At 75.6% G+C, this 26,843-nt stretch carries 2 protein-coding genes (1 of these 2 cut by a window edge); both read right to left on the reverse strand.

Features of this window, described 5'->3' with window-relative positions; genetic code table 11:
• Window positions 1-4,168, reverse strand: partial view of a type I polyketide synthase gene (locus tag OG559_RS02030; protein ID WP_405111669.1) — the 5' end (the start) only. The gene continues 25,943 nt to the left of window position 1, outside the view; 4,168 of the gene's 30,111 nt are visible here — the first part of the coding sequence; its start codon is at window positions 4,166-4,168; its stop codon lies beyond the left edge, outside the window.
• Window positions 4,169-4,194: 26 nt separating this feature from the next.
• Window positions 4,195-26,784 (reverse strand): type I polyketide synthase, encoded by a 22,590-nt coding sequence (locus tag OG559_RS02035; protein ID WP_405111672.1) that lies wholly within the window; start codon window positions 26,782-26,784, stop codon window positions 4,195-4,197.
• Window positions 26,785-26,843: the final 59 nt, after the last annotated feature.

Raw genomic sequence — 26,843 nt, forward strand, 5'->3', positions numbered from 1 at the left:
GGCCCCAGGCGACCGCCGTGGCGGCGAGACCGCGGGCCCGTCGCCGCTCCGCGAGCGCGTCCAGGAAGGCGTTGCCGGCGGCGTAGGCGGCCTGGCCGCCGCTGCCCCAGATCCCGGCGATCGAGGAGAACAGCACGAACGCGTCCAGCGGCCGGTCGCCCAGCAGCTCGTCCAGGTGGACCGCGCCGGCGATCTTGCCGTCGAGGACGGCGGCGAGCGCGGCCAGGTCGGTGTCCACCAGCCTGGCGAGCTGACCCACGCCGGCGGCGTGCACGACCGCCGTCAGCGGGGCGTCGTCCGCGTCGATGTCGCGCAGCACCGCCTCGACCTGCGCCCGGTCGGCCGCGTCGCAGGCGACCAGCGACACCCGCGCGCCGAGCCCGGCCAGTTCGTCCCGCAGCTCCGCCGCGCCCGGCGCCCGCTCGCCACGGCGGCTGGTCAGCACGACATGCGCGGCGCCGTTGGCCGCCACCCAGCGGGCCACGTGGGCGCCGAGCGCCCCGGTGCCGCCGGTGATCAGCACCGTCCCGGAGGGCTGCCAGCGTTCGACGGTTCCCACGCCGGCGGGGTCGGCGCGGACCAGCCGGCGCACGAAGACGCCGGAGGGACGTACGGCGATCTGGTCCTCGTCGCCGGCCCCGGCCAGCACGCCCACGAGCCGGTCCCAGCCGGCCGCGTCGGGGCGCTCCGGCAGGTCGGCCAGGCCGCCCCAGAGCTGAGGGTGTTCCAGCCCGGCGACCCGGGCCAGGCCCCACAGTCCGCCCTGGGCAACGCTGCGGACGCCGTCGGCGTCGCCGGTGCCGACCGCGCCCTGGGTGAGGGTCCACACCGGCAGCGCGACGTCGGCGTCGTGCAGGGCCTGCATCAGGGTCGCCGTCGCGGCGGTGCCGGTCGACACCGCCGGGTGGCCGGGGTGCGGCCGGTCCAGCAGGCCGAGCAGGGAGACCGCCGCCGCGAACCGGCGGTCCGCCGGCAGCTCGGCCAGCCGGGCCGCCAGCTCGTCCCGGCCGGTCAGCGGGTCCACCGGCAGGCGGTGGACCGCCCCGCCGACGGCGTCGAGCGCCGCCGTCAGCGCGTCGGCCCACTGCGCCACCGCCGGGTCGCCGGCCGGTTCGAGCAGCAGCCAGTCGCCGATCGGCGCGGCGGCGGCGGGCGTCGCCGCGCGCTTCCACACCACCCGGTACGACCAGCCGTCGACGACGGCGTCGCGCAGCCGCGCCCGGCGCCAGGACGACAGGACCGGCAGCGCCGGGGCGAGGACGTCCGCGCCGTCGTCGCCGAGCTGCGCGGCCAGCGCCGCCACGTCGGAGCGTTCCACGGCGGACCAGAACTCGACGTCGAGGACGTCGGGGCTGACCGGGCCGGTGACGGAGGCCGGAAGCTGTTCCGGCCAGTAGCGCTGCCGCTGGAACGCGTACGTGGGCAGGCCGACCGTGGTCGCGCCGGTGTCGGTGTACACCACGGGCCAGTCGACGGCCGCGCCGTTGACGTGCAGTTCGGCGAGGGCGGCGAGCAGCGCGCGGGGCTCGGGGCGGTCGGCCCGCAGCGCGGGCACCGCGACGACCGGGGTCGCGTCGTCGGCGGCCGGGTCGACCGGCTGCGGGCCGAGGACGTCCTGGGTCATCGCGGTGAGGACGCTGCGGGGCCCGATCTCCAGGAACGTGTCGACGCCGGCGGCGCGGAGCGTCGTGATCCCGTCGGCGAACCGCACGGCCTCCCGCACGTGCCGCACCCAGTACTGCGGGGTACGCAACTCGTCGCCGCCGGCCAGCGCGCCGGTCACGTTCGACACCACCGGTAGCCGGGGCGCGGCGAACGTGAGCCCGGCCAGCACCGACCGGAACTCGTCGAGCATCGGCTCCATCAGCGGACTGTGGAACGCGTGACTCACCGTCAACCGACGGGTCCGGGTCCCCCGGTCCCGCCAGGCCCGCTCGATCTCGTCGAGGGCGTCCACCGCGCCGGAGACCACCACGGACGCCGGCCCGTTCACCGCCGCGACACCGACCCGGTCGGCGAGGCCGTCCAGGCTGGGCAGCACGTCCGCCTCGGACGCGGCCACCGCCAGCATTCCGCCGCCGGCCGGCAGCGCCTGCATCAGGCGACCCCGCGCCGCCACCAGGACACACGCGTCCGCCAGCGACAACACCCCCGCCACATGCGCAGCCGTGATCTCACCGATCGAATGCCCACCCACGAAGTCCGGCACCACACCGAACGACTCCACCAACCGGAACAGGGCCACCTCGACCGCGAACAGACCCGCCTGGGTGAACACGGTCTGATCCAACAGGCCCGCCTCGACGGAACCCTCCACCGCGAACAACACCGGCCTCAACGGCTGCGGCAACAGCCCGTCGAACAGCCCACACACCTCATCCAACGCGACGGCGAAGACGGGGAACCCGTCGTACAACTCGCGGCCCATCCCGGCGCGCTGCGCCCCCTGACCCGAGAACAACACCGCCAGCGGACCCCGGTCTGCCGCCCGACCCGCCACCACCGCGCCCGACGACTGCCCCGAGGCCAGGGCACGCAGCCCGGCCAGCAGCTCGTCCCGGTCGGTCGCGGTCAGCACGGCCCGGCTGTCCAGGGACGACCGCGACACCGCCGACGACCAGCCGACGTCCAGAGGACGCAGGTCCCCGTCGGCCGCCAGCCACCTGGCCCAGCGGCCGGCCTGGCCGGCGAGCGCGGCGTCGGAGCGGGCGGACAGCAGCACCGGCACCACCGGGAGGGTGGCGGCCGGTTCCGGGGCGTCGGCGTCGGCTTCCGGGGCGGGGGGTTCCTCGATGATGGTGTGCGCGTTGGTCCCGGAGATGCCGAAGGACGAGACGGCGGCCCGCCGGGGCCGTCCGGTCGCCGGCCAGGGCCGCGCCTCGGTCACCAGCGACACGGCGCCCGCCGACCAGTCGACCTTCGGCGTCGGGGAGTCCACGTGCAGGGTCGACGGGACGACGCCGTGCCGCATCGCCATCACCATCTTGATGATCCCGGCGACGCCCGCAGCCGACTGGCTGTGCCCGAAGTTCGACTTGATCGAGCCGAGCAGCAGCGGCCGGTCGGCGGGCCGGTCCTGCCCGTACGTGGCCAGCACGGCCTGCGCCTCGATCGGGTCGCCCAGGACGGTGCCGGTGCCGTGCGCCTCGACGGCGTCCACGTCGGCGGTGGTGAGCCGGGCGTTGGCCAGGGCCTGCCGGATCACCCGCTGCTGGGCGGGGCCGTTCGGGGCGGTGAGCCCGTTCGACGCGCCGTCCTGGTTGACCGCGCTGCCCCGGATCACGGCCAGCACGCGGTGCCCCTTGCGCTGGGCGTCCGACAGCCGCTCCACCAGCAGGAGGCCGACGCCCTCCGCCCAGCCGGTGCCGTCGGCGGCGGCGGCGAAGGACTTGCACCGGCCGTCCGGGGCCAGGCCGCGTTGCCGGGAGAAGCCGACGAACGGGCTGGGGGTGGCCATGATGCACACGCCGCCGGCCAGGGCGAGGTCGAAGTCGCCCTGGCGCAGGGCCTGGGCGGCGAGGTGCAGGGCCACCAGCGACGACGAGCAGGCGGTGTCGACGGTGACCGCCGGCCCCTCCAGCCCGAGGGCGTACGCGATCCGGCCGGAGACGACACTCGTGGCCGTGCCGGTCAGCAGGTAGCCCTCGTCGGTGCCCTCCCCCTCGGTCTGCGGGCCCATCCCGTACCCGTTGGCGGCGGTGCCGACGAAGACGCCGACCTTCTGGCCGCGCATGGACGCGGGCGCGATCCCCGCGTACTCGAACGCCTCCCACGACGTCTCCAGCAGCAGCCGCTGCTGGGGGTCCATGGCGACCGCCTCGCGGGGCGAGATGCCGAAGAAGCCGGCGTCGAACTCGGCCGCGTCGTAGAGGAAGCCGCCCTCGCGGGTGGTGGAGCGGCCCGCCCGGTCGGCGTCGGCGTCGTACAGGTTGTCCAGGTCCCAGCCCCGGTCGGTGGGGAAGCCGCCGACGGCGTCGCTGCCCGACGCGACCAGGTCCCACAGCTGCTCCGGGGTGGAGACGCCCCCGGGGTAGCGGCAGGACATCGCCACGATCGCGATCGGTTCGCGCGCGGCGGCGGTGAGCTGCTGGTTGAGCTGACGGAGGCGGCCCGTCTCCTTGAGCGAGGCGCGGAGCGCCTCGACGACCTTGTCTGCGGACGTAGACATCACAAGCTCCGTACTGGGGACAACGGTCAGGAATCGGATCCGTCAAGCGCCAGCTTGACGAGGGTGTCGGCGTCCATCTCGTCGATGAGGTCGATGCTCTCGTCGGTGGACTCGGCGGCGTCGGTCTCGGCGTCGGTGAGGTTCAGCAGCAGTTCCAGCAGGCCCGCGTCCCGGAGCCGGGCCAGCGGGATGGTCGCGAGGGCCTGGCGGACCGTCGACTCCGACGGGTCCGGGCCGTCCGACCGCCGTGCCTCGGGGAGCAGCCCGTCGAGCAGGTGTTCCGCGAGGGTGGTGGGGTTCGGGTAGTCGAAGACGAGGGTCGCCGGCAGCGGCAGCCCGCTCGCGGCGGTGAGCCGGTTGCGCAGCTCCACCGCGGTCAGCGAGTCGAACCCGAGCTCCTTGAACGCCAGCCGGGGCTTGACCCGGTCCGTGCCCGGGTGACCGAGCACCGCCGAGGCGTGGGTGCGGACCAGGTCGACCAGGTGCCGGAGCTGCTCGGCGCGGGGCAGGGCGCGCAGGTGCTCCCGGAGCCCGTCGGCGGCGCCGCCCGGCTGCTCGTCGGCGGGGGCGCGCAGCGCGTCCCGGGCCTCGGCGAGGTCGTCGAGCAACGGCCGGGGGCGGGCCGAGGCGTACGCGGGGGCGAACACCGCCCAGTCGACGTCGGCCACGGTCAGGGCGGGGCGGGGCTGGCCGACGGCGTACCGCATGGCGTGCACGGCGTCGTCCGGCGCCATCGCGCCGAGGCCGCGCCGGGCCAGGGCCTGCTGGGCCTCGACGCCGGCCATGCCACCGTCGGCCCACGGCCCCCACGCCACCGACGTCGCTGCGAGGCCCCGGGCCCTCCGCTGGTCGGCCAGCGCGTCGAGGAACGCGTTGCCCGCCGCGTAGGCGCCCTGCCCGCCGCTGCCCCACACCCCGGCGATCGAGGAGAACAGCACGAACGCGTCCAGCGGCCGGTCGCCGAGCAGGTCGTCCAGGTGCACCGCGCCGGCCACCTTCCCGGCGAGGACGGCGGCGAAGCCGGCGAGGTCGGTCTCGGCGAGCAGGCCGACGTCGCCGGCCCCGGCGGCGTGCACCACCGCCGTCAGCGGCGCCGGGTCCTCGTCCAGGGTCGCCAGCAGGGCCGCGACCTGGTCCCGCTCGGCGACGTCGCACGCCACGATCGAGACCCGGGCGCCGTGCGCGGCCAGTTCCTCCCGCAGCTCACCGGCGCCCGCGGCCCGCTCGCCGCGGCGGCTGGTCAGCACCACGTGCGCGGCGCCGTTGGTGACCGCCCAGCGGGCCACGTGGGCGCCGAGCGCCCCCGTTCCGCCGGTGATCAGCACCGTGCCCGACGGCTGCCAGCGTTCCCCGGCGGCCGGGGCGGAGGCTGCCGCCCGCGCGAGCCGCCGGACGAAAACGCCGGTGGGCCGTACGGCGATCTGGTCCTCGTCCCCGGCGCCGGCGACCACCCGGACCAGCCGGTCCCAGACGGCGGGGTCGACGTCGTCGGGCAGGTCCATGAGGCCGCCCCACAGGTGCGGGTGTTCCAGTCCGGCGACCAGTCCGAGGCCCCACAGCCCGCTCTGGGCGACCCGCCGGACCGCGTCGCCGTCCCCGGTGCCGACCGCGCCCTGGGTCAGGCACCACAGCCGGGTCTTCGTACCGGTGTCGTGCAGCCCCTGAAGCAGCAGCAGGGTGGCCGCCGTGCCGACGGGCACGGCCGGGCTGTCCGGGTGCGGCTGGTCGCGGAGGCCGAGCAGGGAGAGCACGCCGGTGGCCGGCCGGTCGGCCAGCGTCTCGGCGAGCTGCCGGGCGAGGTCGTCCCGGTCGGTGCGGGCGGGGTCGACGGTCAGCCGGAGCACGTCGGCGCCGGCCAAGGCCAGGGCCTTGGCGGCCTCCTCGGTCCGCGCGCCGGTGACCGGGTCGTCGTCCTGCGGCGACACCAGCAGCCAGGTGCCCGCCGGGATGGCGGCGAGGTCGGTCCGCTTCCACATGACCCGGTACGACCAGCCGTCGACCAGGACGCGTTGCCGGCGGGCCCGATGCCACGTCGACAGCACCGGCAGGGCCGGGGCGAGGGCGTCGAGGTCACCGCCGTCGCCGAACTGGGTCGCGAGGGCGGTGAGGTCGCCGCTCTCCACGGCCGTCCAGAACTCGGCGTCGCCGCCGTCGCCGACCGGCCGGCGGGCCGGGCGGGCGGGCTCGGGCCAGTACCGCTCCCGCTGGAACGCGTACGTCGGCAGGTCGACCCGGGTCGCACCGGCCCCGGCGAACCACGGCTGCCACGTCACCGGCACGCCGTGCACGTGCAACTCACCCAGAGCAGCCAGCAGCCCCTGCGCCTCCGACCGGTCCCGACGCTGCACCGCCACCGCCAACACGTCCCCGCCAGCCGGCAGCACATCGGCCGCCATCGCCGTCAGGACACTCTGCGGCCCGACCTCCAGGAACGTGTCCACCCCGGCATCACGCAACGCCGTGACCCCGTCGGCGAACCGCACCGCCTCCCGCACATGCCGCACCCAGTACTCCGGAGCACGCAACTCCTCGCCACCGGCCAACCCACCGGTCACGTTCGACACCACTGGCAGCCGGGGCGCGGCGAACGTGAGCCCGGCCAGCACCGACCGGAACCCGGCCAGCATCGGCTCCATCAACGGACTGTGGAACGCGTGACTCACCGTCAACCGACGGATCCGCACCCCCCGGCCCCGCCAGAACTCGGCCAACTCGTCCAGGGCGTCGACCGCACCGGACACCACCACGGACGCCGGCCCGTTCACCGCCGCGACACCGACCCGGTCGGCGAGACCGCCCAGGCTCTCCGCCACGTCCGCCTCGGACGCGTTGACCGCCAGCATTCCGCCGCCGGCCGGCAGTGCCTGCATCAACCCACCACGCGCCGCCACCAACCGACAGGCGTCCGCCAGCGACAACACCCCCGCCACATGCGCAGCCGTGATCTCACCAACCGAGTGCCCACCCACGAAGTCCGGCACCACACCGAACGACTCCACCAGCCGGAACAACGCCACCTCGACCGCGAACAGACCCGCCTGCGTGAACACGGTCTGATCGAGGAGATCGGCGTCCGACGTGCCCGGCTCGGCGAACAGCACCGCCTTCAACGGGCCTGGCAGCAACCCGTCCAACTCGGCGCACACCTCGTCCAGCGCCGACGCGAAGACGGGGAACCCGTCGTACAACTCGCGGCCCATCCCGGCGCGCTGCGCGCCCTGGCCGGAGAACAGCACCGCCAGCGGTCCGCGTTCCACGGCGGAGCCGGTGACCACCGCGCCGGACGGCTCACCGCCGGCGAGGGCGGTCAGCCCCGCCAGCAGGTCGTCGCGGTGCGCCGCGACGACGACGGCCCGGCGGGTCAGGGCCGGTCGGGTGGTGACCGAGGACCAGGCGACCTCGACGGCCCCGAGGCCCTGGTCGGCGGAGAGCCACCGGGTCCACCGGTCCGCCTGCGCGGCCAGCGCCACGTCGGTGCGCGCAGACAGCAGCACCGGCACCAACGGAGGCGTGGCGTCGCCGACTGTCCCGCCCTCGATCACCTCGGCGGGCGGCTGCTCGATGATCACGTGCGCGTTGGTGCCGGAGATCCCGAACGAGGAGACGGCCGCCCGACGGGGCCGGTTCACCGCCGGCCACGGCGTCGCCTCGGTGGCGAGGGTGACCGCGCCGGCCGTCCAGTCGATGTGCGGGGACGGCTCATCCACATGCAACGTCGCCGGCACCACACCATGCCGCATCGCCATGATCATCTTGATCACGCCGGCCACCCCGGCGGCTGCCTGCGTGTGACCGATGTTCGACTTCACCGACCCGAGAAGCAGCGGCCGATCCTCGGACCGGTCCTGCCCGTACGTCGCCAGCAGCGCCTGGGCCTCGATCGGATCGCCCAGCGTGGTGCCGGTGCCGTGCGCCTCCACCACGTCGACCTGCTGCGAGCTGAGCCGGGCGTTGGCCAGCGCCTGCCGGATCACCCGCTGCTGCGACGGACCATTCGGCGCGGTGAGACCATTCGACGCGCCGTCCTGGTTCACCGCCGTACCCCTGACGACGGCCAGGATGTTCCGACCCTCCCGCTGCGCGTCCGACAGCCGCTGCACCAGCAGCACACCCACGCCCTCGGACCAGCCCGTGCCATCGGCGGCGGCGGCGAACGACTTGCACCGACCATCCTGCGACAGACCACGCTGACGCGAGAACTCGATGAACGTCCCCGGCGTCGCCATCACCGTCACCCCACCAGCCAACGCCAAATCACACTCACCACTACGCAACGCCTGAACCGCCAGATGCAACGCCACCAACGACGACGAACACGCGGTATCCACCGTCACCGCCGGCCCCTCCAAGCCGAACGTGTACGCCACCCGACCCGACAACACACTGCCCGAGTTACCGGTACCGATGTACCCCTCGACCTCGCCCGGCACATCCATCAGCACCGAGGCGTAGTCGTGGTACATCACACCCGCGAACACACCCGTCCGACTGCCCCGCAACCACTGCGGATCCACCCCGGCGGACTCCAACGTCTCCCACGACGCCTCCAACAGCAACCGCTGCTGCGGATCCATCGCCAACGCCTCACGCGGCGAGATCCCGAAGAAGGCCGGATCGAACTCCCCCGCCCCGTACAGGAAGCCGCCGTGCCGGGTGTACGAGGTTCCCGGCCGGTCCGGGTCCGCGTCGAACAACGACTCCAGGTCCCAGCCCCGGTCCGCGGGGAACTCCCCGATCCCCTCGCCGCCGCCGGCCAGCAACGCCCACAACTGCTCCGGCGTCTCCACCCCGCCCGGGTACCGGCACGCCATGCCCACGATCGCGATCGGCTCGTCGCCGCCGACCGTCACCGGCAGATCCGGCCCGACCTCGACGACCCCGGTACCCAACAGGTCGGCGAGCACGTGCTCAGCCAGCGCCTGCGGGGTGGGGTAGTCGAAGACCAGGGTCGAGCCGAGGCGCAGCCCCGTCGCGGCGTTGACCCGGTTGCGCAGCTCGACCGCGCTCAGCGAGTCGAATCCGAGGTCCCGGAACGCCCGGTCCGCCGGCACCGCCTCCACACCGTCGTGCCCCAGCACCTGCGCGGCCAGGCCCCGGACGAGCAGGGCGACCTGCGCCCGACCCTCGTCCTCGGTGAGCCGGGCGAGCCGGCCGGCCAGGCTGTCGCCGCCCTGTCCCGCCTGGCGACGCGTCGTGGTCGTGCCGACCAACGCCCGCAACATCGGCGGCACCACGCCACCGGCGGCGGCGGCCCGCAGCGCGGGCACGTCGATCACCGCCGGCACCAGGGTCGGCCGGTCCACGGCCAGCGCCGCGTCGAACAGCGCCAGGCCGGTGTCGGCGCTCATCGCGGTCAGGCCGGCCCGCTCCGACCGGGCCCGGTCGACGCCGCCGAGGGACGCCGCCATCCCGGCCGTGTCCCACATCCCCCACGCGAGGCTGACCGCCGGCAGACCGGCCTGCCCGCGGTGCGCCGCCAGGGCGTCCAGGAACGCGTTGCCCGCCGCGTACGCCGCCTGGCCCGGCGAGCCGAGCACCCCCGCGATCGAGGAGAACAGCACGAACAGGTCCAGGTCCAGATCGGCCGTCGCCTCGTGCAGGTGCCAGCCCGCCGACACCTTCGGCGCCAGGACGCCCGCGAGCTGGTCGGCCGTCAGCCCCTCGACGAGGCCGTCGTCGAGCACACCGGCCAGGTGGACGACGCCCGCCAGCCGGCCCGTCGAGGTGACGTCCGCGACCAGCCCGGCCACCTGCGCCCGGTCGGTGACGTCGCACGCCACCACCCGGGCGGACGCGCCCAGCCCGGCCAGCCGTTCGACCAGCTCGTCGGCGCCGGCGGCCGCCGGGCCCCGCCGGGACGCCAGCACCAGCGCCCGGAGCCCGTGTGCCCGGACCAGATGCTCCGCGACGAGGGCGCCCAGCGCGCCGGTGCCGCCGGTCACCAGGACCGCGCCGGCGTCCGCCACGATCGGGGCGTGCGACGACGGCCCCGACGCGCGCACCAGCCGTGGCACGAACACCCGGCCCGCGCGGAGGGCCACCTGAGCGCCCGCGGCGTCCTCGGCGACCCGCGCCAGGACGGCCACCAGGCCCGCGTCGACGTCGCCGTCGACGTCGGCCAGCACGATCCGGCCGGGGTGCTCGGACTGCGCCGACCGCAGCAGGCCCCACACCGCCGCACCCGCCAGATCGGCCACGGCGTCGCCGTCCCGGGCCGCCACCGCGCCCCGGGTCACCACCACCAGCTTCGAGTCCGCCAGGGCGTCGGCGGCCAGCCAGGACCGCAGCTCCGCCAGTACCGTCGAGGCGAGGGCCCCGACCGCGTCGGGCACCGCGCCATCCTGCGGGGCGGTGGCCGGGAGCAGCAGCAGGGCGGGCGTCTCGGCACCGCCGTCGAGCGCGGCGAGCAGGTCGGCGACGGTCCGGTGGGCGCGCCCGGTGGCGACGTCCCGCGGCTCGCCGAGGGTCACCCAAGCCGGTACGTCGGCCGGGACGACCTCGGCGGCCCGCCAGGCGACCTCGAACAGCGACCGGGCTGCCGCGTCCGGGGCGGCCCGGCCGATCAGCTCCCGCAGGGTCAGCGAGTCCACGGACACCACCGGCGTGCCGGCCTCGTCACCGGCGACCAGCCGCACGCCGGTGCCCTCGCGGGTCAGCCGCACCCGCAGCACCCGTGCGCCCGAGGCGTGCACCTGCACACCGGAGAACGCGAACGGCACCCGGGGCGCGGCGGACTCCTCGAACAGCAGGGCGACGGGGTGCAGGGCGGCGTCCAGCAGCGCCGGGTGCACGCCGAACCGCGCGACGTCGCCGGCCGCGTCGTCGGGCAGGGCCACCTCGGCGAAGACCTCGCCGCCGCCCGTCCAGACCCGGCGCAGCCCCTGGAACACCGGCCCGTACGCCAGGCCCCGTGCGGCGAACGCGTCGTACCAGCCGGTCAGGTCGACCTCGTCGGCGCCCACGGGCGGCCAGGGGCCGACGCCCGGCTCGGCGGCGGACGCCGGTTCCAGCACCCCGTCGGCGTGCCGGGTCCACCCCGCGTCAGGGGCGTCATCGGGTCGGGAGTGGATGGTGACGGTGCGCTGCGGCGCGTATCCCGGCGCCGACACCCGGACCTGGATGCGCACGCCGCCGGAGGGCGGGAGCACCAGCGGCACGGCGATGGTCAGCTCCCGTACCCGGGACGCGCCCACCTCGTCGCCGGCCCGAATCGCGAGTTCCACCAGGGCGGTGCCCGGCAGCAGCACCGCGCCCGACACCGCGTGGTCGGCGAGCCACGGCCGGGTGGCGAGCGCCAGCCGGCCGGTCAGCACGACCTCGCCGTCGCCGGCCAGGTCGACGGCGGCGCCGAGCAGCCCGTGCCCGGCCGCGCCGAGGCCCGCGCCGGCCACGTCACCGGCGCGCAGCCGGCCGACGTTGGGCCAGTACCGCTGCCGCTGGAACGCGTACGTCGGCAGGTCGACGGGGTTTGCGCCCGGCAGCAGGGCGGACCATGTCACGGGCACGCCGTGGACGTGCAGTTCCGCCAGCGCGTGCAGCAGCGAGACGGGTTCCGGCCGGCCGGGGCGCAGCGCCGCGACGACCGCGACCGAGTCGTCGTCCGGCAGGCAGGTGCGGACCATTCCGGCGAGGACCGCGTCCGGGCCGATTTCGAGGAACATGCCGACGTTGCGCTGCCGCAGGCAGGCGACGCCGTCGGCGAAGCGGACGGCCTCCCGGACGTGCCGCACCCAGTAGTCGGGGGTGCCGATCTCCTCGGCGTCGGCGATCCCGCCGGTGAGGTTGGAGACCACCGGCAGCAACGGCGGGCGGAAGGTCAGCCCGTCGAGGACCGCCCGGAACTCGGCCAGCATCGGTTCCACCAGGGGGCTGTGGAAGGCGTGGCTGACCCGCAGCCGGCGCGTGCGCGTCCCCCGGGCGGACCAGGTCCGCTCCAGGGCGTCCAGCGCGTCGAGCACCCCGGAGACCACCACCGCCGTCGGCCCGTTGACCGCCGCGATCCCGACGCGGTCGGCCAGGCCGGCCAGCGACTCGGTGACCGCCGCCTCGTCGGCGGCGACGGCGAGCATCCCGCCGCCGGCCGGCAGGGCCTGCATCAGCCGGCCCCGCGCGCCCACCAGGGCGCACGCGTCGTCGAGGGAGAGCACCCCGGCCACGTACGCGGCGGTCACCTCACCGATCGAGTGGCCGGCGACGAAGTCCGGCACGATCCCGTACGACTCGACGAGGCGGAACAGGGCCACCTCGACGGCGAACAGGCCGGCCTGGGTGAAGGCGGTCTGGTCCAGCAGCTCGGCGTCGGCCGAGCCCGCCGCGGCGAACAGCGCGTCCCGCAGCGGGCGGGGCAGGTGCGGGTCGAGATGGGCGCACGCCTCGTCCAGCGCGGCGGCGAAGACGGGGTACGCGGCGTACAACTCCCGGCCCATGCCGGCGCGCTGCGCGCCCTGGCCGGAGAAGACGACGGCGGTGCGCCCGCCCCGGGCGGTGCCCTGGACGACGGCGGGCGAGGGCTGCCCGTCGGCGAACGCGTCCAGGGCGGACAGCAGGCCGCCCCGGTCGGCGGCCAACAGGACGGCGCGGTGTTCGAAGACGGACCGGCCGGTGGCCAGCGCGCGACCGATCCCGGCGACGGTCAGGTCCGACCGGTCGGCCGCCAGGCCGTGCAGCCGTCGGGCCTGCCCGCGCAGGGCGGCGTCGCCGCGCGCCGACAGGACGCAGGGTACGAGGCCGCCGGGGACCTCCCCGACCACCGCCGGGGCGGCCACGGGGGCCGCCGCCGGCGCCTGCTCGATGATGGTGTGCGCGTTGGTTCCGCTGATCCCGAAGGAGGACACGGCGGCGCGGCGGGGCCGGTCCAGGGCCGGCCAGCGGCGGGTCTCGGTGAGCAGTTCCACCGCCCCGGCGTCCCAGTCGATGTGCGGGGACGGCTCGTCGACGTGCAGGGTCGACGGCAGCAGCCCGTGCCGCATCGCCAGCACCATCTTGATCACACCGGCGACACCGGCGGCGGCCTGGGCGTGGCCGATGTTGGACTTGATCGAGCCGAGCAGCAGCGGCCGGTCGGCGGGCCGGTCCTGGCCGTACGTGGCCAGCAGCGCCTGCGCCTCGATCGGGTCGCCGAGGGGGGTGCCGGTGCCGTGCGCCTCGACTGCGTCCACGTCCGCCGCCGTGAGGCGGGCGTTGGCCAGGGCCTGCCTGATCACCCGCTGCTGGGCGGGGCCGTTCGGGGCGGTCAGGCCGCTGCTCGCGCCGTCCTGGTTGACCGCGCTGCCCCGGACCACGGCGAGGACGCGGTGCCCGTTGCGCTGTGCGTCGGAGAGGCGTTCCAGCAGCAGCATGCCGATGCCCTCGGCGAAGCCGGTGCCGTCGGCGCCCGCGCCGAAGGCCTTGCACCGGCCGTCGGGCGAGAGGCCGCGCTGCCGGGAGAACTCGGTGAGCATGCCGGGGGTGGACATCACGCTGACGCCGCCGGCGAGCGCGAGCCGGCACTCGTCCTGGCGCAGCGCCTGGGTGGCCAGGTGCAGGGCGACCAGCGAGGAGGAGCAGGCGGTGTCGACGGTGACGGCGGGGCCCTCCAGGCCGAACAGGTACGAGATCCGGCCCGACGCGACGCTGCCGGCGCTGCCGTTGCCGACGTAGCCGTCCAGCTCGTCGGTGGTGTCGGCGGCCTGGGACGCGTAGTCGTGGTAGATGAGCCCGACGTAGACGCCGGTGCTGCTGCCCCGGGCCGTGTGGGGGTCGATGCCCGCCCGCTCGAAGGCCTCCCAGGAGGTCTCCAGCAGCAGCCGCTGCTGCGGGTCCATGGCCAGCGCCTCCCGGGGGGAGATCCCGAAGAAGCCGGCGTCGAACTCGGCCGCGTCGTGCAGGAAGCCGCCCTGGCGGGGGCCGCTGCCGTCGTCGCCGGTCCGCAGGTCGTCCGGGTCCCAGCCGCGGTCGGTGGGGAACGGCGCGATGACGTCGGCCCCGGCCGTGACCAGGTCCCAGAGCTGCTCGGGGGTCTGCACGTCGCCGGGGAACCGGCAGGCCATGCCGATGATCGCGATGGGCTCGTCGAGGGCGGTGGCCGCGCCGGCTGCCTTGCCGGCGGCGGGCGCCTCGACGCCGCCGAGCTCCCGGTCGAGGAAGTCGGCGAGGACGACCGGGGTGGGGTAGTCGAACGCCACGGTGGCGGGCAGCCGCAGCCCGGTGGCGGTGGCCAGCCGGTTGCGCAGTTCCACCGAGGTCAGCGAGTCGAAGCCCAGCTCCTTGAAGCCGCGCTGGGCATCGACGCGGTCGGCGGAGCGGTGCCCCAGCACGGCGGCCACGCTCGCGGCTACCAGGTCGAGCAGGTGGCTGCGCCGCTGCGCGGAGCTGAGCGTGGCCAGCCGCCCGCGTTCCGAGGCGGTGTCGGCAAGTCCCTGCCCGGCGGTCCGCCGGACGGGGCCGGCGGGGCGGACCAGCTCGCGCAGCATGCTGGGCACCGCGCCGGCCGCCGGCCGGGCCGTGGCCGGCGGCAGGTTCATGAGTACGAGGTGCACGCCGCCGTACTGCCGGGCCAGGTCGAACAGGGCGGTGCCCTCGACCTCGGTCAGCGGGGCGCTGGTGGCCCGGATGGCCCGGCGGTGGGCGTTGCCGCCGAGGTGGGCGGTCATCGCGCTGGCGGTGTCCCACAGTCCCCAGGCGAGGCTCGTGGCGGGCAGCCCCTGCTGCTGGCGGAGGCGGGCGAGGGCGTCGAGGAACCCGTTCGCCGCCGAGTAGTTGCCCTGCCCGGGCGAGCCGAGGGTGGCCGCCACCGAGGAGAACACCGCGAAGGCGGCCAGGTCGGCGTCGCGGGTCGCCCGGTGCAGCGCCCAGCCGGCGTCGACCTTCGGGGTCAGCACCGCGTCGAGGGCCTGCTCGTCGAGGGAGCCGATGGTGGCGTCGGCGATCACGCCGGCGGTGTGCACCACGGCGGTCAGCGGGTGCGCCGGGTCCACCTGCGCCAGCAGGCCGGCGACCTGGTCGGGGTCGGCGACGTCGGCGGTGGCGGTGGTGACGTGGGCGCCGTGGCGGGTCAGCTCCGCCACCAGGTCGCGGTAGGCCTCGGGGCCGCGGCGGGAGGCGAGCAGCAGGTTCCGGGACTGGCCGGTGGTCACGAGGTGCCGGGCGAACACCCCGGCCAGGGCGCCGCCGGCGCCGGTGATCAGCGTGGTGCCGTCCGGGTCGATCGGGGCGGGGATGCGCAGCACCACCTTGCCCACGTGCCGGGCCTGACTCATGTGCCGCAACGCCCGCCGAGCATGCTGCACGTCCCACACCCGCACCGGCAACGGACGCAACGCGCCCTGCTCGAACAACGCCAGCAGCTCGGCCAGCATCTCGCTGATGCGGGCGTGCCCGGCCTCGTTGAGGTCGAACGCCCGGTAGGTCACGCCGGGGTGGCGCTCGGCGACCTGGCGGGGGTCGCGGATGTCGGTCTTGCCCATCTCGACGAACCGGCCACCACGCGGCAACAACCGCAACGACGCGTCGACGAACTCACCCGCCAGGGCGTCGAGCACCACATCCACCCCGGCACCACCCGACACCGACCCGAACACCCGCTCGAACTCCGTGGTCCGCGACGACGCGATCCGCTCCGCATCCACCCCCAGACCCCGCAACACCCCCCACTTACCAGGACTCGCCGTCGCATACACCGTCGCACCCAGATGCCGCGCCAACTGAATCGCCGCCATACCAACCCCACCCGCACCCGAGTGGACCAACACCGACTCACCCGCCCGCAACCCCGCCAGATCCCGCAACGCGTACCACGCCGTCAGGAACACCACCGGCACGGAGGCTGCCTCGGCGAAGGTCCAGCCGGCCGGGATCCTCGCGACCAGTTCCCGCGTGGCGGTGACCTGGGGGCCGAAGGCGGGTTCGAACATGCCCATCACCCGGTCGCCGGGGGCCAGGTCGGTCACCCCCGGACCGACCTCCACCACCACACCCGCACCCTCACTGCCCATCACCGCCGACGGATCCGGATACATCCCCAACGCGATCAACACATCCCGGAAGTTCACCCCGGCCGCCCGCATGGCGATGCGCACCTGCCCCGCGTCGAGGGGGGCGGGGGTGGCCGGCGTGAGGCTGATCCCGTCGAGGGTGCCGGGGGCGGTCGCGGCGAGGTGCCACAGCCCGTCCGGCGGGGTCAGGTCGTCGCCGGCCGAGGCGCCGGTGCGGGTCAGGCGCGGGGAGCGGACCTCGCCGTCGCGCACCGCGACCTGCCCGCCCGTGGGCGACGGGTCCTCGGCGACGCCGGCCAGCAGGTCCCACAGCTCGGGTGAGAGGTCCCGGTCGACGTCGGCGAGGACGATCCGGTCGGGGTGCTCCGACTGCGCCGAGCGCAGCAGGCCCCACACCGCCGCGCCCACCGGGTCGCGCAGCTGGTCGGCGGGGACGGCCGCCACGGCGCCCCGGGTCACCACGACGAGCCGGGTGTCCGCCAGTTCCCCGGCGTCCAGCCAGGACTGGAGCACGCCGAGCACGTGCGCCGTGGCCGTCCGCACGGCCGCCGGCACGTCGGCGTCCGCCGGCTGCGGGATCGTCACCGGCAGGAGCAGCACGCGCGGCCGGCCGGCCGTTCCGGCGGCCACGGCCGCCGCCAGGTCGGCCACGGTGGGGTACCCGGCCACTCCCGGCCCGGTGGTCCCGGCCGCGTCGCCCAGCAGCACCCGGCCGGTGGGGTCGGTGGCGGGGGCGACGTCCTCGGCCTGCCAGCTCACCTCGAACAGCGACCGGGCCACGGCGCCCGAGGCTGCGACCCCGGTCATCTCCCGCAGCACGAGCGAGTCCACCGACACGACCGGGGCGCCCGTGCCGTCGACCGCGACCAGCCGCACACCGCTGCCCGCTCGGGTCAGCCGGACCCGCAGCACCGAGGCGCCCGACGCGTGCACCTGCACGCCCTCGAACGCGAACGGCATCCGTGGCCCACCGGAGCCCTCGGTCAGCAGCAGGCCGATCGGGTGCAGGGCGGCGTCGAGCAGCGCCGGGTGCACCCCGAACCGCCCCGCGTCGCCCGCCGCCTGTTCCGGCAGGACCACCTCGGCGTACGCCTCACCAGCCGCGGTCCACGCCCGACGCAGGCCCTGGAACACCGGCCCGTACGCCAGACCGTGCCCCGCCAGAGCCGCGTACCACCCGGTCAGATCCACCTCGGCCGCACCGACCGGCGGCCAGTCGCCCACGCCGGGCTCGTCCGGGGAGGCGGCCTCCAGGACGCCCTCCGCGTGCCGGACCCAGCCCGCGTCGTCGTCCTCCGGCTGCGAGTGCACGGTCACCAGCCGGGCGCCGGACGGGCCGGCCGCGCCGACGCGCACCTGCACCCGCACCCCCGCCGACGCCGGCAACGCCAACGGCGTCAGGACGGTCAACTCCCGCACCCGCGACACGCCCACCTCGTCACCGGCCCGCACCGCCAACTCCACCAACGCCGTACCCGGCACCACCACCGAACCAGCAACCACATGCTCCGCCAACCACGGATGAGTGCCAGCCGACAACCGCCCCGTCAACAACACCTCGTCGCCGCCGGCGAGGCGCACCGCCGCGCCGAGCAGGCCGTGGCCGGCCGCGCCGAGTCCCGCGCCGGAGACGTCGCCGCCGAACGAGCGGTCCACCGCCGGCCAGAACCGCTCCCGCTGGAACGCGTACGTGGGCAGGTCGACCGGGGCGGCGCCGGACCCGGCGTACACCCTCGCCCAGTCGACGCCGACGCCCGCGACGTACAGCTCCGCCAGGCCGGACAGCAGCTGCGCGGGGCCGCTCTCGTCGCGGCGCAGGGAGCCCACCACCACGCCGGGGCCGGCCGGGTCGGCGGCCCGGTCGAGCGCGTCCTGGACCACCACCTTGAGCACCGGGTGGGGGCTGACCTCCACGAAGACCCGGAAACCCTCGGCGATCAGCCGGTCGACCACCGGCGCGAGCCGGACCGGTTCGCGCAGGTTGCGGTACCAGTAGTCGGCGTCGAGCTGGGCGGTGTCGATGAGGTCGCCGGTCACCGTCGAGTAGAAGGACACGGCGGTCGGCTCGGCGTCGACGGCGCCGAGCGCGGCCGACAGGTCGTCGCGGACCGCCTCGACGTGCGCGCTGTGCGAGGCGTAGTCGACGGCGATCCGCCGGGCCCGCAGGTCGCGCTCGGCGCAGTGCGCGAGCAGCGCGTCGACGGACTCCGCGGCGCCGGAGACGACGGTCACGGCGGCGCCGTTGATGGCGGCGATCGACAGGGTGTCCGCCCACGGCGCGATGAGCTGCTCGGTGTCGGCGGCCGACAGGGGCACGGAGAGCATGCCGCCCCGGCCCGAGATCGCCAGCAGGCCACGGCTGCGCGCCACGACCAGCCGCATCGCGTCCGGGAGGGTGAGGGCGCCGGCGGCGCACGCGGCGGCGATCTCGCCCTGCGAGTGGCCGACGACGGCGTCCGGGGCGATCCCGCACGCCTGCCACAGCCGCGCGAGGGACACCATGACGGAGAACAGGGTGGGCTGGACCACGTCGACCCGGTCCAGCGGCGGCGCGCCGGGCGCCTGCCGCAGCACCTCCTCCAGCGACCAGTCCACCAGCCGGGACAGCTCCTCGGCGCACTGCCGCATCCGCTCCCGGAAGGCCGGGGACGACTCCAGCAGGTCCAGCGCCATCCCGACCCACTGCGAGCCCTGGCCGGGGAAGACGTAGGCGACCTTCGGCGTGCCGTCGACGGGGGTCGGCGCGGCCTCGGAGCCGGCGAGCGCGGCCAGCTCGGCGAGGGCTGATTCCCGGTCACCGGCGACCACGACCGCCCGGTACGGGTGGTGGGCCCGTCGGGTGGCGAGGGAGAGCCCCAGGTCGGCGAGGGTCAGGTCGGCGTCCTCGGCCAACTGCCCACGGACCCGGGAGGCCTGCTCCCGCAGGGCCTGCGGGCTGCGCCCGGACACCGTCAGGGGCACGCCGGCCGGGCCGGCCAGGCCGGGCTGCTCCGGGGCGGGGGTCGGCCGGGCGGCGGGGGCGCTGTCGTCGGGCGCCTGCTCGATGATCGTGTGCACGTTGGTGCCGCTGATCCCGAACGAGGACACGGCGGCGCGGCGGGGCCGGTCGACGGCGGGCCACGGCCGCGGCTCGGTGAGCAGCGCCACCGCGCCGGAGTCCCAGTCGACGTGCGGGGACGGCTGGTCCACGTGCAGGGTGGACGGCAGCAGACCGTGCCGGATTGCCATGATCATCTTGATCACGCCGGCCACCCCGGCCGCGGCCTGGGAGTGCCCGATGTTCGACTTGATCGACCCGAGGAACAGCGGCCGGTCCACCGGCCGGTCCTGCCCGTACGTGGCCAGCAGCGCCTGCGCCTCGATCGGGTCGCCCAGCATGGTGCCGGTCCCGTGCGCCTCGACGGCGTCCACGTCGGAGGCGCCGAGCCGGGCGTTGGCCAGGGCCTGTCGGATCACCCGCTGCTGCGACGGCCCGTTCGGCGCGGTGAGGCCGTTGGACGCGCCGTCCTGGTTCACGGCGCTGCCACGCACCACCGCCAGCACCCGGTGCCCGTTGCGCCGGGCGTCCGACAGCCGCTCCACGAGCAGCATGCCCACGCCCTCGGACCAGCCGGTGCCGTCGGCGGACGCGGCGAACGCCTTGCACCGGCCGTCGGGGGCCAGACCGCCCTGGCGGGAGAACTCCGAGAACATGCCGGGCAACGCCATCAGGGCGACGCCGCCGGCCAGCGCCAGGTCGCACTCACCGCCACGCAGCGCCTGGGCGGCGAGGTGCAGGGCGACCAGGGACGACGAGCAGGCGGTGTCGACGGTGACGGCGGGACCCTCGAGCCCGAAGGTGTAGGAGACCCGTCCGGAGGCGACGCTGCCGGCCGTGCCGGTCAGCAGGTGCCCCTCGAGGCCGTCCAGGTCCTCGTTCCCGCCCGTGGCGTAGCCGGAGGAGGCCGCGCCGACGAAGACGCCGGTGGCGGTGCCGGTCACGCCGTCGGGGTCGACACCGGCGTACTCGAAGGCCTCCCAGGCGGTCTCCAGCAGCAGCCGCTGCTGCGGGTCCATGGCGAGGGCCTCACGGGGGCTGATGTTGAAGAAGCCGGCGTCGAAGTCGGCGGCGTCGTAGAGGAAGCCGCCCTGGTCGGTGACGGTGCTGCCGGTGTCGTACAGGCGGTCCAGGTCCCAGCCCCGGTCGGTGGGGAACCCGCCGATCGCGTCGGCGCCGGAGGTGACGAGCTGCCACAGCTGCTCCGGGCTGGCCACCCCGCCCGGGTAGCGGCAGGCCATCCCGATGATCGCCACCGGCTCGTCGGTCGCGCCGACGCCGACCGGGCGGACGGCCACGGCGGCGTCGGTCGCGGCGAGGCCGAGCTGCCCGAACAGGTAATCGGCGAGCCGGGCCGGGGTGGGGTGGTCGAAGGCCAGCGTGGCGGGCAGCCGCAGCCCGGTCGCCGAGCCCAGCCGGTTGCGCAGCTCCACCGAGGTGAGCGAGTCGAAGCCCAGTTCCTTGAACGCGCGGGCGGCCGGCACGGCCTGTGCGGAGGCGTGGCCCAGCACGGCCGCGGCCTGCCCGCAGACCAGCTCCACCAGCAGCCGCCGGGCGTCCGCCTCGGGCAGGCCGACGAGCCGGTCCCGCCAGGAGGCCCCCGCCGTGGGGGCACCGCCGGCCCGACGCCGGCCGCCGGCGCGCACGAGCTGCCGCAGCAGCGGCGGCACCTGTGACGTGTCGCCGGTGACCTGCAACCGGGCCGCCACGACCACCGGCGACACCGCCGGCAGGGCCGCGTCGAACAGTTCGGCGCCCTCGGTCGCGGAGAGTCCGGTCATCCCGACCCGCCGCTGCCGCTGCTGGTCGTCGCCGTCGAGGTGCGCGGTCATCCCGCTGGTGGTGGCCCACAGGCCCCAGGCGACGCTCGTCGCGGCCAGGCCCCGCTGCCGGCGGTGCCCGGCCAGGGCGTCGAGGAACGCGTTCGCCGCCGCGTAGTTGCCCTGCCCGGGGGAGCCGAGGGTGGCCGCGAGGGAGGAGAACGTCACGAACGCGGCAAGGTCCAGGTCGGCCGTGGCCTCGTGCAGCGCCCACCCGGCGTCGACCTTCGGCGCCATCACCGTGGCCATGGCCCGCTCGTCGAGCGAGGTGACGGTGGCGTCGGCGAGCACCCCGGCGGCGTGCACCACCGCGGTCAGCGGGTGCGCCGGGTCGACCCGGCCGATCAGCTCCCTGACCTGCGCGGGGTCGCTGACGTCGACCGCGACGGCGGACACCCGCGCTCCCGCGTCGGTCAGCTCGCGGACCAGGGCGGCGTAGTCGTCCCGACCGTCGTCGTCGGGGTGCCGGCGGGAGGCGAGCAGCAGGTTCCGGGACTGGCCGGTGGCCACGAGGTGCCGGGCCACCACCCCGGCCAGCGTTCCGCCCGCGCCGGTGATCAGCGTGGTGCCGTCCGGGTCGATCGGGGCGGGGATGCGCAGCACCACCTTGCCCACGTGCCGGGCCTGACTCATGTGCCGCAACGCCCGCCGAGCATGCCGCACGTCCCACACCCGCACCGGCAACGGACGCAACGCGCCCTGCTCGAACAACGCCAGCAGTTCCGTCAGCATCTCGCCGATCCGGGCGCTGCCGGCCTCGTTCAGGTCGAACGACCGGTACGCGACGCCCGGGTATTCGGCCGCCACCGCCTCCGGGTCACGGACGTCGGCCTTGCCCATCTCGACGAACCGGCCACCACGCGGCAACAACCGCAACGACGCGTCGACGAACTCACCCGCCAGGGCGTCGAGCACCACATCCACCCCGGCACCACCCGACACCGACCCGAACACCCGCTCGAACTCCGTGGTCCGCGACGACGCGATCCGCTCCGCATCCACCCCCAGACCCCGCAACACCCCCCACTTACCAGGACTCGCCGTCGCATACACCGTCGCACCCAGATGCCGCGCCAACTGAATCGCCGCCATACCAACCCCACCCGCACCCGAGTGGACCAACACCGACTCACCCGCCCGCAACCCCGCCAGATCCCGCAACGCGTACCACGCGGTGAGGAAGACGAGGGGCACGGAGGCGGCCTGCGCAAAGGACCAGCCGGCGGGCATCCGGGCGAGGCGCTCCCGGGTGGCGACCGCGAGCGGGCCGAAGCCCAGCTCGAACATGCCCATCACCCGGTCACCGGGGGCCAGGTCGGTCACCCCCGGACCGACCTCCACCACCACACCCGCACCCTCACTGCCCATCACCGCCGACGGATCCGGATACATCCCCAACGCGATCAACACATCCCGGAAGTTCACCCCGGCCGCCCGCACCGCGACCCGCACCTGCCCCGCTTCGAGGGGGGCTGGGGTGGCGGCCGGCACCAGCGCGACCCCGTCGAGGGTTCCGGGGGCGACGGCCGCAAGGTGCCACGCCCCGGACGGCGGGGTCAGCTCGTCGGCCGTGGGCCGGACCAGCCGGGGCACGAACGTACCGTCGGCGCGGACGGCGAGCTGACCGCCGGTCGCCGTCGGGTCGGCTACGACGCCGGCCAGCACCGCGAGGGTCGCCGGGTCGAGCGGACCCTCGACGTCGGCGAGAACGATCCGGTCGGGGTGCTCCGACTGCGCCGAGCGCAGCAGGCCCCACACGGCGGCGCCCGCCAGGTCGGTCACCTGGTCCTCGTCCCGGGCGACGACGGCACCCCGGGTGACCACGACGAGCTTCGCGTCGGCGAGCGCGTCGGCGGCGAGCCAGGACCGCACCACGGTCAGGGCGTCGTTCGTGGTCGCGCGCACCGCGTCGGGCACGTCGACGCCGGAGGTCGCGTCGGGCACGTCGACGCCGGAGGTCGCGCCGGGCGTCCACAGCAGGGCCCAGGGGGACTCGGCCCGCGCGTCGGCGACCGCCGTGGCGAGCGCGTCGACGTCGGCGAAGCCCGGCAGGTCGAGCCCGGCGATCGACGGCCCGAGCAGCGCCCAGCCGGACAGGTCGTCGGCCGGGGTGATCTCCTCCGGCAGCCACGTCACCTCGAACAGCGACCGCGCCGCCGCGCCCGGGGCGGCCACCGCCGTCATCTCCCGCAACACCAGCGAGTCCACCGACACCACGGCCGCGCCGGACTCGTCCACCGCCACCACGCGCACGCCGGATCCCTCGCGGGTCAGCCGGACCCGCAGCGCCCGCGCACCCGAGGCGTGCACCTGAACGCCCTCGAACGCGAACGGCACCCGCGCCCCGCCACCCTCACCGGCCAGCAGCGACGCCACCGGATGCAACGCCGCGTCCAGCAGCGCCGGGTGCACCCCGAACGCCGCCGCGTCGCCCGCCGCCTGTTCCGGCAGGACCACCTCGGCGTACGCCTCACCAGCCGCGGTCCACGCCCGACGCAGGCCCTGGAACACCGGCCCGTACGCCAGACCGTGCCCCGCCAGAGCCGCGTACCACCCGGTCAGATCCACCTCGACCGCACCGACCGGCGGCCACTCCCCCAGCACCGGCTCGTCGGCCGACACCGGCTCCAGCGCACCCTCGGCGTGCCGGACCCAGGCCCCGTCGGCCTCCTCGTCCGGCTGCGAGTGCACGGTCACCGACCGGGTGCCGGACGGGTCGGCCGCGCCGACGCGCACCTGCACCCGCACCCCCGCCGACGCCGGCAACGCCAACGGCGTCAGGACGGTCAGCTCCCGCACCCGGGACGCGCCCACCTCGTCGCCGGCCCGCACCGCCAACTCCACCAACGCCGTACCCGGCACCACCACCGAACCAGCAACCACATGCTCCGCCAACCACGGATGAGTGCCAGCCGACAACCGCCCCGTCAACAACACCTCGTCGTCCCCGGCGAGGCGCACCGCCGCGCCGAGCAGCGGGTGGCCCGCGACACCCAGCCCGGCGCCGGACACGTCGCCGACCTGCCACGACACCGCGTCGGGCCAGTACCGCTCCCGCTGGAACGCGTACGTCGGCAGGTCGACCCGCTGCGCACCGGCCCCGGCGAACCACGGCTGCCACGTCACCGGCACGCCGTGCACGTGCAACTCACCCAGAGCCGCCAGCAGCCCCTGCGCCTCCGACCGGTCCCGACGCTGCACCGCCACCGCCAACACGTCCCCGCCAGCCGGCAGCACATCGGCCGCCATCGCCGTCAGGACACTCTGCGGCCCGACCTCCAGGAACGTGTCCACCCCGGCATCACGCAACGCCGTGACCCCGTCGGCGAACCGCACCGCCTCCCGCACATGCCGCACCCAGTACTCCGGAGCACGCAACTCCTCGCCACCGGCCAGCGCGCCGGTCACGTTCGACACCACCGGCAGCCGGGGCGCGGCGAACGTGAGCCCGGCCAGCACCGACCGGAACCCGGCCAGCATCGGCTCCATCAGCGGACTGTGGAACGCGTGACTCACCGTCAACCGACGGGTCCGGGTCCCCCGGTCCCGCCAGGCCCGCTCGATCTCGTCGAGGGCGTCCACCGCACCGGAGACCACCACGGACGCCGGCCCGTTCACCGCCGCGACACCGACCCGGTCGGCGAGGCCGTCCAGGCTGGGCAGCACGTCCGCCTCGGACGCGGCCACCGCCAGCATTCCGCCGCCGGCCGGCAGCGCCTGCATCAACCGACCCCGCGCCGCCACCAGGACACACGCGTCCGCCAGCGACAACACCCCCGCCACATACGCGGCCGTGATCTCACCGATCGAATGCCCACCCACGAAGTCCGGCACCACACCGAACGACTCCACCAACCGGAACAACGCCACCTCGACCGCGAACAGACCCGCCTGCGTGAACACGGTCTGATCCAACAGGCCCGCCTCGACGGAACCCTCCACCGCGAACAACACCGGCCTCAACGGCTGCGGCAACAGCCCGTCCAGCAGCCCACACACCTCATCCAACGCGACGGCGAAGACGGGGAACCCGTCGTACAACTCCCGGCCCATCCCGGCGCGCTGCGCCCCCTGACCCGAGAACAACACCGCCAGCGGACCCCGGTCCACGGCGGAGCCGGTGACCGCCACACCCGACGACTCACCCGCCGCCACGGCACGAAGCCCGGCCAGCAGGCCGTCCCGGTCGGTCGCGGCCAGCACGGCCCGGCTGTCCAGGGTCGACCGGGACGCGGCCGACGACCAGCCGACATCCAGGGGGCGCAGGTCCCCGTCGGCGGCCAGCCAGGCGGCCCAGCGGCCGGCCTGGCCGGCGAGCGCGGCGGGGTGCGCGGCGGACAGCAGCACCGGCGCGGCCGGGAGCCGGCGGGACGGCGCGGGGGCGTCCTCCGGCGTCTCGGGGGTCGGGGCCTGCTCCAGGACGAGGTGCGCGTTGGTGCCGCTCATGCCGAAGGACGAGACGGCCGCCCGCCGGACGTGTTCGCCGCCGGCCCACGGGCGGGCCGCGTCGAGCAGGGACACCGCCCCCGTCGACCAGTCGATGTGCGGGGACGGCTGCGCCACGTGCAGGGTGGGCGGCAGCACACCGTGCCGCATCGCCATCACCATCTTGATGACGCCGCCGGCGCCGGCGGCGGCCTGGGGGTGGCCGATGTTCGACTTGAGGGACCCCAGCCACAGCGGGCGGTCGGCCGTCCGGCCCTGGCCGTACGTGGCCAGCAGCGCCTGCGCCTCGATCGGGTCGCCGAGCCGGGTGCCGGTGCCGTGCGCCTCCACGACGTCGATGTCGGCCGGCGTCAGCCGAGCGTTCTCCAGCGCCTGCCGGATGACCCGCTGCTGGGCGGGGCCGTTCGGGGCGGTCAGCCCACTGCTGGCGCCGTCCTGGTTGACGGCGCTGCCGCGGATCACCGCGAGGACGGGGTGGCCGTTGCGCCGGGCGTCGGAGAGCCGCTCGACGAGCAGCATGGCGACGCCCTCGGACCAGCCGGTGCCGTCGGCGTCGGCCGAGAACGCCTTGCACCGGCCGTCGGAGGCGAGCCCGCGCTGCCGGGAGAACTCGACGAAGGCGCCGGGGGTGGCCAGCACGGTCACGCCGCCGGCCACCGCGAGGGAGCACTCGCCGTCGCGCAGCGCCTGGCCGGCCAGGTGCAGGGCGACGAGCGAGGACGAGCAGGCGGTGTCGATCGTGACGGCCGGCCCCTCCAGCCCGAAGGAGTACGCCAGCCGGCCCGACATGACGCTCGCCGCGGTGCCGGTGAGGACGTACCCCTCGGTGCCCTCGGGCAGTTGCCGCAGGACGCTGGTGTAGTCCTGGCCGGCCGTGCCGACGAAGACGCCGGTGCGGCTGCCCCGCAGCGACGCGGTGTCGAGGCCGGCCCGCTCGAAGAGCTCCCAGGTCACCTCCAGCAGGAGCCGCTGCTGCGGGTCCATGGCCAGCGCCTCGCGCGGCGAGATCCCGAACAGGGACGGGTCGAACAGCCCGGCGTCGGCCAGGAAGCCGCCCCGGTTGCTGTAGGTGGTGCCCTGGTGGTCCGGGTCCGGGTCGTACAGCCGGTCCAGGTCCCAGCCCCGATCCTCGGGGAACGTGCCGGTGGCGTCCACGCCCCCGGCGACCAGGTCCCACAGGTCCTCGGGCGAGGCGACCCCGCCGGGGAACCGGCAGGCCATGCCGACGATCGCGATCGGCTCCGAATCCTCGTTCTCCAGCTCGCTCAGGCGCCGACGCGCCAGGCGGAGCTCGGAGGTCACCCACTTCAGGTGTTCGAGGAGCTTGTCTTCGTCCGCCATGACCCACCCGCCCAGAGCTTGCTATCGATCAGAATCTGCCGATTCGCTGACCACACCAC

It is taken from the genome of Micromonospora sp. NBC_01405 (assembly GCF_045040155.1).
In the GTDB taxonomy this organism is placed as follows: domain Bacteria; phylum Actinomycetota; class Actinomycetes; order Mycobacteriales; family Micromonosporaceae; genus Micromonospora.